Origin of the sequence: Sphingobacterium sp. UBA1897, assembly GCF_002337775.1 — a bacterium.
Taxonomy (GTDB): domain Bacteria; phylum Bacteroidota; class Bacteroidia; order Sphingobacteriales; family Sphingobacteriaceae; genus Sphingobacterium; species Sphingobacterium siyangense.
The window spans coordinates 59603-75576 of sequence record NZ_DDGR01000006.1; the positions used below are offsets into that span (position 1 = coordinate 59603).

The window sequence follows — 15974 nt, forward strand, 5'->3', positions numbered from 1 at the left end:
ATTTTCTTGATTTACAGTGTTAACCCCTCTCAAATAGGCTCCCATTTGGTAGTTAAGTAAATAAACTAAAGAAACAAAGCGCCAACCGAGGTTGCACAAGTTATCTTATTTTTTATTATCTTAATTGAACTAAAGATAATGAAACAGACGTACAATAATGCTTGAACAGTTCAAAAAACACCTGGATAAATTTATAATAATTTCCAACGATGAATTTGTCGATATAACCGGATATTTTGAGCGGCAGCGCCTTAAGAAGAAAGAAAACGTATTGACCGAAGGGCAGATCTGCAAATCAAGTTATTTTGTACTGGATGGAATTCTGCGAAAATTTTTTATCAATGAAAAGGGTGTGCAGCAGACAACTGAATTCGCCATTGAAAACTGGTGGATGACAGAGACCTTCTCTTATATCAATCAGACCGCGACAGAATTTTACATCCAGGCTGTACAGCCTACGGAAGTGCTGGTCATTCGCCAGCATGCCTTCGATGATTTGCTGGAAAAGCACCCGGTCATGGAGAAGTATTTTCGCATGGTGTACCAAAAAGCGTATGCTGCAGCACAGATGCGTGTGAAGATGCTTTACGAGCACTCCAGGGAGGAGCTATACCGTCAATTCCTCAAAAATCAGCCTGCATTCCTCCAGCGCGTACCTCAATATCTCGTGGCTTCTTACCTGGGCTTTACACCCGAGTATCTCAGCGAAATCCGCAAAAAGAATTTTTCTTAAACCCGTTTAGGTTTTTCCGGCTCTCCATTTTTCAAATTTGTAGTATCAAATTAAAAAATAAGAAACATAGAAAAACGTATGAACATCAGCACCCATAATTATGAAATCAATTCTTGGCTTCTTTAAATTGGGCAGGTGTAACACCTACCAATTTTTTAAACAAACGGGTAAAATATGAAGGGCTTTCAAATCCCAGATTATAGGCTATGCCCGAAATGTTGCTGTCCGATCCCAGCAATAGATTTTTCGCCTCTTTAATCAGGTAAATATGGACATGTTCGAGAGCGGTTTTTCCGGTTTCCTGTTTAAGAAGATCGCTCAGATACCTGCTTGATAGAAAAAGTTCTCCCGCAAGGTAATTTACGGTGGGCAAGCCTCCTTTAAGGTGTATCTTGCTATCAAAATAGTTCTGTAATACTGTCTGGAACCTTTTTAGCGTGGTTCCCGAAACGTTATTACTTCGATCCACAAACTGTCTTTTATAAAAGCGGTCGGAATATTTTAGGATGGAATCAATATGTGACAGTATAATTTCACGGCTGAATTCGTCGGAGTTTTCGTCATATTCCTTGCGTATTTTTTCATAGAGCTCCCACATGATAACCTCCTCAGCAGGAGATAGGTGCAGGGCTTCATTTATTTCATACTCAAAATAGCCGTAGTTTTTGATTTGGTCATGCAGAATATGGCCGGCCAGATAATCCTCATGAAAAAATATAACAAAACCCTTTTCTGCAAACTGTACATTACTGACCTCAATAATCTGCCTTGGCTTCATAAAAACGGTAGATCCATTACTGTGGTCGTATTTCGTTTTGCCATATAGCACATAGCCCGATTTGATCTTTTTCAGAGCAACCATATAAAAGTCTCCGGTGAACCTGTCTTCTCCGACCGAATAGGTCATAAGTTCTTTACAGGTCATCAGGCTCAATAGTGGATGCTTCGGAGTTTCAAAACCACTTTTTTCATGAAGTTCGGTTATGCTTTTATAATGATTGATCTTTTCCAATGTCTCTAATTTTAGGAATTTGCTTGTTGAAATGTTTCAAAATTACATTTTCGTAAATCTGTGCTATTCTTCCGCTGATATGGAGTAGAGCATAGGCCGGTTCTGGATATAACTTTGTCTTATCAAAATAACAAATAATAATTTAAACAATAACAACATGGCAAAGACAATTTTTATAACAGGAGCAACTTCAGGATTTGGAAAACTTTGGACAGAAGCACTGTTGCAACGTGGGGACAACGTGGTCGCAACTTCCAGAAAAGCGAATGCTTTTACAGCATTATCAGAAAAGTATGGCGATCAGTTATTACCGTTACAGTTGGATATTACCGATAGAGAAGCTGTATTTGCTGCCGTAAACAAAGCAAAGGAACATTTCGGTCAGCTTGATGTGGTGATCAACAATGCAGGGTATGGCGTTTTTGGTGCAGTGGAAGAAATCGGTGAAAAAGTAGCCCGGGATGTTTTCGATGCAAATCTGTTCGGAACACTATGGGTGACACAGGCAGCACTGCCAATCCTCAGAGCACAGGGACATGGGCATATCATCCAGCTTTCAAGTGTACTGGGCGTATGGAGCCTTCCGACCTTAGGCATTTACAACGCTACAAAATTTGCGGTGGAAGGCCTCAGTGAAGCGCTGGCCAGCGAGGTAAAAGATTTTGGCATCCATGTAACGCTTATCGAACCAAATGGCTATAAAACAGAATTTGGAGGAAGTTCGGCAGTTTTTGGCGATTCGCTCGATGTTTATAATCCGCTGAAAGAAGGCCTAACTAAAATTGAAGGACTTGGCCCTACTGATTACGGTACTCCGGAAGCTACTATTCCGGCTATATTAAAACTGATTGACAGTGAAAATCCGCCGTTAAGATTATTCCTGGGCAAATTGGGTTATGTCAAAACAGAAAAGGTGTATGGTGAAAAACTTCAACAGTGGAAGGAATGGAAGGATGTTTCAGAAGCAGCGCACGGGTAATGCCGTGCATTTTTACACATTTGGGATTTTTGTCTTTAAAAGATCAGTCGTTAGACGGGGATGACATTGAAAGATTCAAGTAAACAATAATAAATAATAAGAATATGAAAACTATTACAGTTCCAAACAAAGAACAATTGAGCGAAGAAGCTCAGGTCATTTTATCATCAGTAGAGAAAAAAATGGGCAAGATCCCGAACCTTTATGCTACTATAGGATACTCTTCATCAGCTTTAAAAGCGATGCTGGAAACAGAAGCAACCTTAGCGCATCATTCTTCTTACACTGCAAAGGAAAGGGAAGCGATCAACTTGGTTGTGTCACAGGTAAATAATTGTGATTACTGTCTTGCTGCACATACCATGCTAGCTAAATTAAATGGTTTTAGTGAGGAGGACACTTTAGCAATCAGAAAGGGAGGTGTCGAAGATATTAAATTGGATGCCATCATCAAACTTGCGCAATCGATCGCAAACAATAAAGGTAATGCCGGAAATGCTGCAATGGAAGGCTTCTATAAAGCTGGTTTGGATGAGAAAGCGCTCGTAGAACTTACAGCCTTGGTTGCCCTTAGAAGTTTTACGAATTATGTTTTTGCAAATACCCAGATCCCGATTGATTTTCCGGTAGCAAAAAGTTTATAATAAGTGTTTTAATTGACGTGTTGGTGAGAGCTTCTTTTAGAAATTGAAGGAGCTCTCTTTTTAACTAAGGTGTAGAGCTAAAGCTATATCGTAATTATGTGCTATTCTTCAGCTGAAATGAGTTAGTGTATGAGTATGGATAACGATAATTTTGGATTAACAAAAAAAGAAAAAATAATGAGCAAAATAATTTTTATAACAGGAGCTTCCAAAGGATTTGGAAAATTATGGGCTGAGGCCTTACTTAGAAGAGGCGATAAAGTTGCTGCTTCCGCTAGAAATATTGAAGCGTTGCAGGATTTAAAAGAGAAGTATGGTGACAGCATTCTTCCTGTGAAACTGGATGTTAACAACCGTACAGAAGTTTTTGAAGTAGTGGAGAAAGTAGAAAAACACTTTGGAAGAATTGATGTTTTGATTAATAACGCTGGTTTTGGTTTATTCGGAACGACGGAAGAAACAACAGAACAGCAGGCGAGAGACCAAATGGAAACCAATTTTTTTGGTTCACTTTGGGTAGCACAAGCAATTTTACCGGTGATGAGAAAACAAAGAAGTGGGCATATCATTCAAATTTCCAGCTTTTTGGGATTAACGACGCTACCGCTTTTAGGATTGTATAATGCTTCAAAGTTTGCCGTCGAAGGATTAATTGAAACGATTGGTTCAGAAACAGCACATTTGGGAATAAAAACAACATTAATTGAACCCAATGGATTTGCAACGGACTGGGCAGGAGCTTCAGCGGTGCAGACTTCTTCGGATATTACCGATTACGATCCAATACGAGAGGCATTTGCGGAAACAGGGGACAATCCTGATACATGGGGAAAACCTGAATCGACAGTAGACCCAGTTTTGAATCTTATTGACAATCAAAATCCTCCACAAAGATTGTTGTTCGGTAAAATTGCATATCACGTGGTCAATGAGGTTTACACCCAAAGATTGAAAGATATCCAAAATTGGAAAGAGGTGAGCATTGCCGCACATGGGCACTAGATTTATTAGGAATGATCCGCACAAAGAAATTGTTTTCTTGCTACAGTTGTACTGGTTTGCTTTTCTAGCTTAACTTCAGAGAATCAGTTGTAATAGAAAGAGATTGTCGAACATTCTATAAAAGAATAAAATGAAACATTATAAAACCCTTACAGAATTGCACAGCGGAAATGTCTGGGACGCTCCGGAGCATCCGCTCTTCAGTATGATTGGCTGTCAGGCGGCCTTTCCGCTGGGAAATAGGGAATTTACCACAGATTGTTACATCATCGCTTTCAAAAGAATAAAATCAGGGATGTTTATGTACGGACGTACAAAATACGACCACGATAATGGCTGTCTATTTTTTGCCAAACCACGGCAGATCATTGAAATGAAAGACCTTGAATTTGAAGAAAAAGGCTATATGTTGATGATTCACGAAGATTATCTGAACGGTCACGAGCTCTTTAAAAGCATTAACAATTATGGCTTCTTTGACTACGATGTAACGGAAGCGCTGCAACTTTCTCCAAAAGAAGAGCAGATTATTCTGGATCTTCATGCGAAAATTAAGGGTGAATATTTTAATAATCCCGATGAATATAGCCGTGAGATTATCTTGAGTCATATATCATCGATTTTGAAATATGCACAGCGTTTTTACAAAAGACAGTTTGTCGACCGAGAACAGGTTATTGGAAAAATAGCAGCAAGATTCAATGATATCCTTAAAAAATATATTGATGAAGGAGCTCTGGAAAAAAACGGGTTGCCAAGCGTTACCTATATTTCCGAACAGCTGTTTATTTCGCCACGTTATTTAAGTGACGTACTAAAACAGGAAACAGGTAAAACTGCTTTGGAACTCATCCATATATTTTTGACTTCGGAGGCTAAAAATCTACTGAGATTGGGAGAGAAGGGAGTTGCGGAAATAGCCTATCACTTAGGGTAGCAAGGGGTGCAAAGGTCCACGCAGCTTCTGTGGAGTAGGACATATTGATTATAACGTCTTCGACTGGAAATCCGCAGGCAGAACTTTCCTTCTATCTGTAGGTGGCGCTCTGTAAGCACGGATCGGGTATATTGGATGAGGTATCTCAGCGAAATCCGCAAAAAGAATTTTTCTTAAACCCGTTTAAGTTTTTTGGGCTCTCCATTTTTCAAATTTGTAGTATCAAATTAAAAAATAAGAAACATGGAAAAACGTATCAACATCAGCACAACGGAACCACTGGCATTCAAAGCAATGTTGGGATTGGAAGGTTATCTTTCGAAAATTGAGATCGCGCAAACGCTTAAAGAGCTCGTCAAAATCCGTGCATCACAGATCAACAACTGTGCGTACTGTATCAGCATGCACACCAAGGATGCCATTAAAAATGGTGAAAAACCGGAGCGTATTTTTTTGTTGAGTGCCTGGAGGGAGGCTGTCAAATTTTTCACCGAAGAGGAGCAGGCCATACTGGCAATGACAGAGGAAATAACCCTTATCCACCAGGAGGGATTAAGTGAAGAAACGTACAGCAAAGCGTCCCAATTTTTTAATGAAAATCAGATTGCTCAGATCATCATGCTCATCGTCACCATCAATGGCTGGAACCGCATTGCTTTGAGTACTCATCTGGAAATTGAAGATTAAAGATCAGGAATACAGGGAGCTGTAGCAATAAACCAGAAGTATTCCGTTAGCTCCCTCTATTTAAAAATTCCTAAAGGACACAGGCATATCAAATCAGGGCATTTCAAAGATTTGATCGGCAGTGATATCCAAAAATTAGGGCAAGGCCGGGTAACAGCATTGGAACGGAACGAATTCTGGTACAACATCGCTAACCTTAGGAATAGAACGGAAAGATGAACTCCACAACAAAGAAAAATTGAACTTCACAACAAAACGGCATAACAGCTATTCCACGAATTTTGTAGAAGAATAAAAACAAAGGGTTATGTGGACGAAAAATAATATACCTGATTTATCAGGTAAAATAGCAATCGTGACCGGATCAAACACGGGCATAGGGTTTGAAACAGCAAAAGCATTGTATGCAGCAGGTGCACAGGTGACCATCGCTGCACGAGATGTACAAAAAGCAAAAAATGCGATCCAAAAAATCCAATCCGACACGGCAGGCACCGGAACATTGGACTATGGAAAACTCGACCTTGCAAACATTGGACAGGTTCGGGAATTTGCAGATCATTTTATGCAAAAGCACACAAAACTGGATATACTCGTCAACAATGCCGGAGTAATGGTGCCTCCAGCTGCTAAAACGGATGACGGATTTGAATTGCAGTTCGGTGTAAACTTTATGGGGCATTTTGCGCTGACAGGATATTTGTTGCCGCTGCTTAAGCAGGCCGCCAACGCCCGGGTAGTGACACTTTCCAGTGGGGCGGCTACGTTGGTGGATAGCATAGATTTTGACAACCTCAGATTGGAAAAGAGCTATGACGAATGGCGTGAATATGCGGTGAGCAAACTGGCAGATATCTTGTTCAGCTATGAGCTGGACAAGAGATTCAAAAATGCCCGTATGTCAGCGATTGCTGTGGCGGCACACCCGGGTGTTACGCGCACCGATTTACAGCGGAATATACCGGAGGAAAATCTGGAAGGCATGTTTGCTGCATTTGATCAGGTGATGGATCCCTGGCAGGGAGCTTTGCCCAGCTTATTCGCAGCGACAGATGCGTCGGTTGAAGGCGGAAAATTTTACGGGCCGGATGGTCCGAAAGAATATGCGGGATATCCGGCGCTATCAAATCATCACACCACAGCGATGAATGATGAAGCGCTTGCCAAAAGGCTGTGGGATTATGCGGAAAACGCCATACAGTTGACCTACAAATTCAAATAATTGATCCGAAATGAACAATCAAACAGTTTTAGTAACCGGTGGTACCGGATTTTTAGGCGTTAATACTATTCTTGCACTACTTGAGCAGGGATTTACCGTAAGAACAACACTGCGCACGCTCGCCCGCAAGAACGAAATCTTGGATGCGCTGAGCGAAGGCGGCATCAGCACGTTTGATCAGCTATCTTTTTATCAGGCCGATCTGCTTTCCGACAGCGGATGGGACGAAGCGGCGCAGGGATGTGACTATGTCCTGCATGTGGCCTCGCCATTTTTCGCCGAGCAGCCCAAAGACGAAAACGAGCTAATTATCCCTGCCAGAGAAGGTACGTTGAGAGCCTTGAAAGCCGCGAAAAGGGCAGGCGTCAAACGTGTCGTGCTCACATCCTCTTTTGCTGCGATCGGTTATAGCATCGATCCCAAAAATCATGTTTTTACGGAGCTCGACTGGACCGATGAAAACGCACCAATACAGGCTTATATAAAATCAAAAACAATTGCAGAAAAGGCCGCTTGGCAATTTATGGAGGATGCAGCCACAGCTATGGAGTTAACGGTCATTAATCCCGTCGGAATTTTTGGCCCCATCCTCGGCGGTATTTCCTCGGCCTCGCTGGATACTGTCGTTAAGGGTATTGTTGACGGACTCGTCAAGGAAAATGCACCATTTACATTTGGTGTGGTAGATGTTCGCGATGTCGCTGATATCCATATCAAAGCGATGTTACACCCTGAAGCGGCCGGACAGCGATTTCTGGCAACTTCGGAAGGGGCTATGTCTTTTTATGATGTAGCCGAACTGATCAAAAAGGAACGTCCCAAACTGGCCGGAAAAATCGCTGTTCTGCAGCCTACACCACCCCAAGAGTATACAAAGATGTCCAACAAAAAAGCGACAGAAATGCTCGGCTGGCACCCGCGTGCGAAAGAACTGGCGATACTTGCAAGCGTGGACAGTTTAAAATTTTGTCAGGTACAGGATTAAACGTTAGGGATCAGTATATTTGGTAAACCATGAAAGTAAACAACATCCAATCCTGTCACCTGGGTCCAGAGATCTCCCCCGAAAACTATATACCGGAAAACTATTTTCTATATTTATTGAAGGGAGATATGAAGGCTTATGACGGCGAAAAAAACTACAGCATGAAACCGGGCGACTATTGTATCGCCCGGAAAAATCATTTGGTACGTTATACAAAATATAAGGACAATGATGAATTTGAAAAAATCATCATCACCCTGGATGAGGAATTCCTGAAGCGCTTTCTTGAACGCCATGTTTATGAAATTCGGCCATCAGCCATCGGCGACTCCTTTATTTTCATACCGGAAAATAGGTTTATTAAGAATTTTATAACATCCCTGGAACCGTATTATACCGGCGATCTGGAGATCAGTGCAGATTTTGTTGATGTCAAGAGAGAGGAATTACTGATTATTCTGTTGAAATCGAATCCTGACCTCATTCATATATTGTTCAATTTCTCGTTACCTGATCGGATTAATTTAAAGGAATACATGAACAAAAATTTTAGGTTTAACATCAGCCTGGAAAAGTTTGCATTTTTTACGGGGAGGAGCCTATCGACCTTCAAGCGGGATTTTCAACGTGTATTCGGAATGGCTCCGGGCACCTGGCTCAAGAGAAAAAGATTGCAGGAGGCCTATTTTCAAATTGCCGAGCAATCCAGAAAGCCGAGTGATGTCTATCTTGAAGTAGGGTTTGAAGATCTGTCGCATTTTTCTTTTGCGTTCAAGAAAGAATTCGGAAAGACACCAAATGAGGTAGCAAAGCCCGTTTCAAATGGGATTTAATACCAAGTAGCAAAAGTCCAACTATAAAAAACCTCCCCCTGACATTTCATCTACAATGCTGTTCTTGATGCTGAAATAATCGTTAAGGAAACCATCAGATTGCAGAAGAACATTTACTGACACCCTGAACGTAAAAAACATAGAGCCGCCGCGCGCTTTGCAGATTACTTCATCCTTCATCGCCTCAACGATTAATATTCCCTTTTTAACGATACTTTATGCCCGTCCGATGGATAGTAAATTCGGCGGACGGTAAATAGGCCTAGATTTACATCAGTAAACACAAATCAATCATTTAAAATTTAATATTATGGAAATTATTCAAACCTCAGAAAACGCATTGTCACATTCAGCAGTTACAGCAATCATCAATGCACCAATTGAGAAAGTAAATATTGCCGATTGGTTATTGAACCTGCCCGATGCAGAATATCAGCGATGCTCTACCCAGCATATCGGTGCAGCAATCTCCACAACATTTGACGGAGAACCGGTTTCACTTAATGTCGAAACAATAGGAGATGCCTTAATGGTACAGCATTACGTAGCCGTTGTCCATGAACCGGATTACTGTCGGATGCTTTCGATTTCAGACTCAATCACCAAAGGAGGCCGTACAAAAGTTCAGGTGCTTTGGGAGCTTAAGGCCACCAAAATTGACGATAACTCCTGTCTTTACACCAATGAGATCCATGCAACTGCTACTCCTGAAATGCTGGCTTATATCAAAGAAAATGGCATCAATCTTTCGGATGCAGCTGCAGCAAGACAGGCCGCTTCGGATGCACACAACCATGAGGAGACTCCGAACTTTGCTAAAAGTATCGAAAATAAAGCCCTTACAGGAAAGTACAATCAGCCTTTCTACCAGCAAGTAGGCGTACCATTAATTGCGCCTAATAAAACTCTTTTAAAAATGGAAGCGACATTATTTAAACGACTGATCGGTACCTGGACTTTGGTGGAACTGATCGAAGTGAGGCTCGAAAATGGTGATATTTCATATCCGATGGGAAAATCACCCAAGGGTCTCATCATATATAATCCTGACGGCTATATGTCAGCACAGATTATGAATCCTAAGCGGAAGAACTTTAGTCAAGAGCACTGGACCGGTGCTACTGCAGAAGAGTATGTGCAGGAAAGCTCTACCTATTTAGCCTATTCTGGTCCATTTGATACTGATGAAGTAAAACAGACATTGAGTCATACGATGTTTATTTCGCTTTTTCCAAACTGGACCGGTCAAACACAGAATAGGTTGATACATTTTGATAATGAATATCTGTTTTTGGAAAGTGGCAAACCTTTTCTCTCAGCGGGAAAAGAAGTTGTGCACAAACTGAAATGGAAAAGAGCTGAAAATTTAAGAACAAATAATTGAAACATATGAAAGCGGTCGCAATAACAAGCTACGGCGGGCCCGAGGTCCTGCAGCTGAGAGAATTTGAAACACCAATACCCACAGCCGACCAAGTCCTGATCGAAGTAAAAGCGGCGGGTCTCAATAGATCTGATATTTTTCAACGGGAGGGCAATTATCCTCCTCCTGCCGGTGTACCCGCAGACATACTGGGACTGGAAATAGCTGGTATAATCGTAGCATGCGGTCCACAGGTCGCAAACTTTAAAGTGGGCGATAAGGTGTGCGCACTGCTCGCTGGTGGCGGGTACGCCGAATTTGTAACTGTGCGTGAAGGGCAATGCCTTGAAATACCCGCTGATCTCACTTATGCTGAGGCTGCAAGTTTACCAGAGACAGTTTTTACCGTATGGTCAAATGTCTTTCAGAGAGCGGCATTGAAGCCTCGTGAAACTCTTCTGATCCACGGAGGTAATAGTGGAATTGGTATTACAGGCATACAGTTGGCGCATGCGCTTGGGTCACGCGTCGTTGTGACCGTAGGATCAGATGAAAAAGGTCAGAACTGTATTGACCTGGGGGCAGATTTTTATATCAACTATAAAAAGCAGGATTTCGAGAAAGAACTGATGCAGGAAGGTGTAGATGTTATCCTGGATATGATCGGAGGGGACTATGTCCGAAAGAACCTCAATATCCTTAAACCTGAAGGGCGGCTTGTCTATATCAATGCTGTATCTGGCAGTCATGTGGATCTTGACATCTGGCAGATGATGATCAAGCGTCTAACGATCACAGGGAGTACCTTAAGAAGCCGGGAGTATGAGTTTAAGAAATATTTAACAGCCGAAGTTAAAAAAAACGTATGGCCGCTGCTTGAATCAAAAAAGATAAGACCTGTCATTTTTCAGACATTTCCCTTTAGCGAAGCTATTCAAGCACATAAGCTGTTAGAAGAAGGGACGCACACAGGTAAAATTATTCTTGTTCGATAGCGCAGGTCATTTACATTAAAAAAATAACACTAAAAACATACATATTATGAAAGCAAACATTGGAATAAACGAAGCAAGCACAGATGCTGTTGCTGCACAATTGGCAAAATTATTGGCCGATGAAACTGTACTTTATATCAAGACCCGAAACGCACACTGGAACGTCACCGGAGACAATTTTCATGCAAACCATATCTTCTTTGAGGAGCAGTACAAGCAGTTGGACGAACTTATTGATAGTGTTGCAGAACGCCTACGAAAAATCGGGCATTATGCACCAGCAACCCTGAAGAGCTACCTGGAACTGACTCACCTTACCGAGTATAGTGACAGGACGAATGATGGTCTTGGCTACATGAAAGACCTGCTGGCAGACCACGAAAGTATCATTGAATTTTTACGTGGAAATATTACGCCTTTTGCAGAGTCATATAAAGACTACGGAACCAGTGACTTTATCACTGGACTGATGGAAACTCATGAACAGATGGCATGGATGATCCGTTCTTATTTTAGATAGGAGCTATTGGTGAGCGATAAAAAAAGAAAGTAATAAGTATATTTGTCATAATAACATATATACTTATTACTATGAAAGCTCTGATTGTTGACGATAATGATATTGCAAGAACGACCTTGGCCCATTTGGCAAAGCAGGTTCCGGATCTTACCATCGTGCAGGAATTTTCAAACGCTATGGAGGCTTACCATTTTATTCAGAAAAACGAGGTTGACCTGCTCTTTCTGGATATTGAAATGCCTGAAATGACAGGTATTGAGCTTACCAAAAGTTTATCGGGAAAAGATACAATCATCATTTTCACTTCCTCCAAAAAGGAATATGCGATCGAGGCTTTTGAGCTTAATATCGCGGATTATATTTTAAAGCCCATTTCTCCTGTCCGGTTTTTACAGGCCGTGGAGAAAGCTCAGTCAATCCTGGATAGCAGAAAGGATAATGTGCATATCAGTAACGATGAATTTTTGTTTGTCAGAGATGCTAACGTGACGAGGCGCCTGAAGCTTGAAGATATCTTTTACGCTGAGGCAATGGGAGATTATGTAAAATTTTATACAAAAGAAAAGATGTTTGCCATTCATGGCAAGATGAAAACTGCGGAAGAGCGTTTACCGAAGAATGATTTTATCAGGGTGCATCGGTCCTTTATTGTATCTATCAGTAAAATAGATACTTTACAGGACGGAGGTATTGTGATAAACGGTACATTCATTCCGGTAGCAGATGCGTACCGTAAGGCTTTAAATACAAGAATGAATGTATTTTAAATCACCTACTGTTTTTCTTCTTAAGCTATTACTTAACCAATCCTCTTAACTTTTGTTTATGACAAGTAATTCTATAATGAACAGTAAACGGTTTAGCTACTTTATAATTCTGACATTTATAGCGGGAACAATACTGCTGATTGCCGTTCAGGTCAATTCGGCCAGAAATACAGAAGCACTTATCCATAACAATAACACACTGCTGAACGAGCTGCGTGCGAGCAATCATCTGCGCGAAATCGACCGCGATATCCTTGGTGTGGAAAGTAGGATCAGAGCATCAATAGCCACCAACGATACGACCCATCTGGAAGGGATCGATAAAAAGATAAATCAGATCGAGAACTTTCTGGATTCCTTGTCCAGAGATAATTCCGATCCTGTTGAAGAAAAGCTTATACAACGGCTGGGCGTCCTTGCAATGGACAAAAAAATAGTCCGTGATCAGCTTTTGGCACGGTATCTTTCTCTTGGAAACATGGATGATCAAACCTCAATTGCCAATCCAAGAGCCCGAATCATTTCAAACGAAATTACGGGAATAACAGCGAAGATCTATAAAAGTAGGCAATTGCACATGAGTGAGCTCAGCTTGCAGAGTGAGGAAATGGGCAGAAAAGCACGGCTATACGATATTTCCCTATTGGTTTTATTGATTTTGAGCGGTTCGGTAGTCGGTTTCCATATCCTACGCCAGTTCCGCCGGCAACGTGTGCTGATCGAGGAATTGGACGCTGCGGAAAAGAAAGCTTCCATTGCAGCGCAGACCAAGGAGAACTTCCTTGCCAATATGAGCCACGAAATCAGAACCCCGCTCAGTGGAATTCTCGGATTTACAAACCTGCTGCAAAAAAGAAGTCTGGACGCGACCTCTTCTGAGTTTGTATCATCCATTCAACAGTCGGGAGAGAATTTGATGACGATCATCAACGATATTTTGGACCTTTCCAAAATCGAGGCTGGTATGATGCGCATCACTGTCGGTACATTCAGTATCAGTGGATTGTTAAATTCTGTTGAAACATTTTTTGTTCAACGGGCAAAAGAAAAAGGGCTTTCGATTTCAAGTAAGGTCGATGTCTCCATTCCCGATACACTGACAGGGGATGCAACCAGGTTAACCCAGATTTTGGTAAACTTGATTGGAAATGCCATTAAATTTACCAAACAGGGCAGTATACATATCGAAATTTACCAAAAGAGCAGGAGCGAAAAGGAAGTTGTGGTTGGATTTGTCGTCACAGATACCGGAATTGGAATTGACAAGGAAAAAATCAATGAAGTTTTTGAACGCTTTAATCAAGGCGAAGATTCCATTACCCGCAATTATGGCGGAACAGGACTTGGATTGTCTATTGTAAAAAATCTGATTCTACTGCAACATGGTGATATCGAGGTTCAGAGTGAGCAGGGAAGAGGGACGACTTTTAATTTTTTTATCCCTTATGGGATAGCACAGGAGCAATTGTTAGCCGCTTCGGTGGTCGATACCGATTATTTCAAAGATTATTCAAATTTACCACTTCATATTTTAGTCGTTGATGATAATACGATGAACCAAAGTCTGATGAAGCATATGCTGGGGCAATGGAATGTTGATTTCGGAATTGTTTCTAATGGACAGGAGGCCGTTGAGTATCTAAAAAATAATCACGCCGACCTTGTGTTGATGGATTTACAGATGCCACAGATGGATGGTTATGCTGCAACGCAGCACATCAGGGAAGTGTTGCAATTGAATATTCCGATCATTGCCATGACTGCGCATGCTTTGGCAGGTGAACGAGAAAAATGCCTCAGCAGAGGAATGAACGAATATATTTCCAAACCCATCAATGAAGAAGAGCTCTTTAAGCTTATTTCACATTTTGGCATCAGATTCCAGCCTACAGTGCAGTTTGAAGAAATTGCGGATAAGGGGAAGTTTACTTATTTGGACCTTGCTTACATGCATTCGGTAAGTAGGGGGGACAGCGCTTTCGAGCGGACAGTCACCCGCCAGTTTATCGACAAAGTTCCAGGCCAGCTTCAGGAGCTAAAGGCCGCTTATGCAAGTCAGGATTTCTCCAGATTTAAATTAAGAGCACATGATTTTAAAACTAGCGTCGCCATTATGGGATTGCTTCCTGTGCTTGATGATAAACTGGGAATACTTGAACTTACAACCGAACAGAACACCTTATCGGAAGGTGTTTTAACCGAAGTCGTGCAGATCCTTACCGCAGCCGTCGAAGAAGCTCAACGTTTATTAGCAAGCTATACGGACTAAGTTCTACATGAACAATAAGTAATTGAAAGATCATCAGCTCATGCTTGATGATCTTTTTTGTTGTCTATTTAACGACTCATTTTGCCCATTCGTCGAATGATTTTTGAAATTGGCTAATTGTTCGTGTAGTTTTATGGTAGCAAAAAGAAAATACATATTAACATTTAAACCAAATAGCTATGAGCACTTTAAAACTAAAAGACGGAACAGAAATTTTTTACAAAGATCAAGGACAGGGACCAGTATTGATGTTTCACCACGGCTGGCCATTATCTTCTGATGACTGGGATGCACAGGTGATTTTCTTCCTACAGAGAGGGTATCGCGTAGTCACTCATGATCGGAGAGGCCATGGCAGATCGAGTCAGGATATTTATGGACACACCATTGAGCAGTACGCTGCTGATGCTGCCGAACTTGTTGAATTCCTTGATCTCAAAGATGTCATTCATATCGGTCACTCAACAGGCGGAGGTGAGGTCATTCGTTACGTGAACAAATATGCTAATGGAAGAGCAAAGAAAGCTGTACTTATCAGTGCTGTTCCTCCGATCATGGTACAAAATGAAAGTAACCCCGATGGTGTGCCAATGGAGGTATTCGATAATATCAGGGATCAGACTTTGAACAATAGACAACAATTTTATATCGATCTAACACTTCCTTTTTACGGTTATAACAGAGCGGGAGCCGATATTAAGGAAGGAATTCGGAGAAACTGGTGGAGACAGGGTATGATGGGGGGAATTGTTGCCCATTATGAGGGTATCAAAGCTTTTTCTGAAACAGATTTCAACGAAGATTTGAAAGCAGTTGATATTCCTGTTTTAGTTCTACATGGCGAGGATGATCAGATTGTTCCTTATGAAAATGCCGGCGTTAAATCAGCTAAACTCTTAAAGAACGGAACCTTGATTACTTACCCGGGCTTTCCGCACGGTATGCCTACAACAGAGGCTGCTACGATCAATAAGGATATTTTAGCCTTTATTGAATCTTAAAACTTCCTTAACAAAAAAAGTGAGC

General features: G+C 41.4%; 16 protein-coding genes. 15 read left to right on the top strand and 1 reads right to left on the bottom strand.

The window, feature by feature from the left end; translation table 11 throughout:
• Window positions 1-157 precede the first annotated feature (157 nt).
• The gene (locus B4N43_RS04515; protein WP_075992974.1) at window positions 158-733 is read left to right on the top strand and encodes a Crp/Fnr family transcriptional regulator; all 576 of its coding nucleotides are present in this window, start codon (window positions 158-160) and stop codon (window positions 731-733) included.
• Between the two features lie 106 nt (window positions 734-839).
• Here the strand turns inward: B4N43_RS04515 and B4N43_RS04520 are convergent, their stop codons facing one another.
• The gene (locus B4N43_RS04520) at window positions 840-1745 is read right to left on the bottom strand and encodes a helix-turn-helix domain-containing protein (protein ID WP_201668975.1); all 906 of its coding nucleotides are present in this window, start codon (window positions 1743-1745) and stop codon (window positions 840-842) included.
• Window positions 1746-1902: 157 nt separating this feature from the next.
• Here B4N43_RS04520 and B4N43_RS04525 point away from each other — a divergent pair, with 157 nt between their 5' ends.
• The 14 genes from B4N43_RS04525 to B4N43_RS04590 all read left to right on the top strand — a co-directional run bounded on the left by B4N43_RS04525 (window position 1903) and on the right by B4N43_RS04590 (window position 15949).
• The gene (locus B4N43_RS04525; protein WP_286733098.1) at window positions 1903-2724 is read left to right on the top strand and encodes an SDR family NAD(P)-dependent oxidoreductase; all 822 of its coding nucleotides are present in this window, start codon (window positions 1903-1905) and stop codon (window positions 2722-2724) included.
• 104 nt (window positions 2725-2828) lie between these two features.
• A complete protein-coding gene (locus B4N43_RS04530) occupies window positions 2829-3368 on the top strand; it encodes a carboxymuconolactone decarboxylase family protein (protein ID WP_248931796.1) in 540 nt (179 codons plus the stop codon).
• A 135-nt stretch (window positions 3369-3503) separates the two neighbouring features.
• Window positions 3504-4370, top strand: a complete 867-nt coding sequence (locus B4N43_RS04535; RefSeq protein WP_286733099.1) for an SDR family NAD(P)-dependent oxidoreductase — start codon at window positions 3504-3506, stop codon at window positions 4368-4370.
• Between the two features lie 130 nt (window positions 4371-4500).
• The gene (locus B4N43_RS04540) at window positions 4501-5307 is read left to right on the top strand and encodes a helix-turn-helix domain-containing protein (protein ID WP_286733101.1); all 807 of its coding nucleotides are present in this window, start codon (window positions 4501-4503) and stop codon (window positions 5305-5307) included.
• 243 nt (window positions 5308-5550) lie between these two features.
• Complete coding sequence (locus B4N43_RS04545; RefSeq protein WP_286733102.1) at window positions 5551-5994, top strand: carboxymuconolactone decarboxylase family protein; 444 nt, start codon at window positions 5551-5553, stop codon at window positions 5992-5994.
• A 307-nt stretch (window positions 5995-6301) separates the two neighbouring features.
• Window positions 6302-7216, top strand: coding sequence for an oxidoreductase (locus B4N43_RS04550; RefSeq protein WP_286733105.1), 915 nt, complete (start codon window positions 6302-6304; stop codon window positions 7214-7216).
• Window positions 7217-7226: 10 nt separating this feature from the next.
• Entirely contained in the window at window positions 7227-8201 is a 975-nt protein-coding gene (locus tag B4N43_RS04555) for an SDR family oxidoreductase (RefSeq protein WP_201668969.1), read from the top strand.
• Window positions 8202-8230: 29 nt separating this feature from the next.
• Window positions 8231-9034 carry a helix-turn-helix domain-containing protein gene (locus B4N43_RS04560; protein ID WP_286733107.1) on the top strand — a complete coding sequence of 268 codons (804 nt, stop codon included), beginning with the start codon at window positions 8231-8233 and terminating at the stop codon, window positions 9032-9034.
• Window positions 9035-9344: 310 nt separating this feature from the next.
• Complete coding sequence (locus B4N43_RS04565) at window positions 9345-10418, top strand: lipocalin-like domain-containing protein (protein ID WP_286733108.1); 1074 nt, start codon at window positions 9345-9347, stop codon at window positions 10416-10418.
• Between the two features lie 5 nt (window positions 10419-10423).
• On the top strand, window positions 10424-11392 hold the full coding sequence (locus B4N43_RS04570) for an NAD(P)H-quinone oxidoreductase (RefSeq protein WP_248931789.1): 969 nt from the start codon (window positions 10424-10426) through the stop codon (window positions 11390-11392).
• 46 nt (window positions 11393-11438) lie between these two features.
• On the top strand, window positions 11439-11912 hold the full coding sequence (locus B4N43_RS04575) for a Dps family protein (protein ID WP_120334015.1): 474 nt from the start codon (window positions 11439-11441) through the stop codon (window positions 11910-11912).
• A gap of 71 nt (window positions 11913-11983) precedes the next feature.
• Window positions 11984-12679 carry a LytR/AlgR family response regulator transcription factor gene (locus B4N43_RS04580; protein ID WP_286733112.1) on the top strand — a complete coding sequence of 232 codons (696 nt, stop codon included), beginning with the start codon at window positions 11984-11986 and terminating at the stop codon, window positions 12677-12679.
• Window positions 12680-12755: 76 nt separating this feature from the next.
• On the top strand, window positions 12756-14948 hold the full coding sequence (locus B4N43_RS04585) for an ATP-binding protein (protein WP_286733114.1): 2193 nt from the start codon (window positions 12756-12758) through the stop codon (window positions 14946-14948).
• A 179-nt stretch (window positions 14949-15127) separates the two neighbouring features.
• Complete coding sequence (locus B4N43_RS04590; RefSeq protein ID WP_286733116.1) at window positions 15128-15949, top strand: alpha/beta fold hydrolase; 822 nt, start codon at window positions 15128-15130, stop codon at window positions 15947-15949.
• The last annotated feature ends 25 nt before the right edge of the window (window positions 15950-15974 follow it).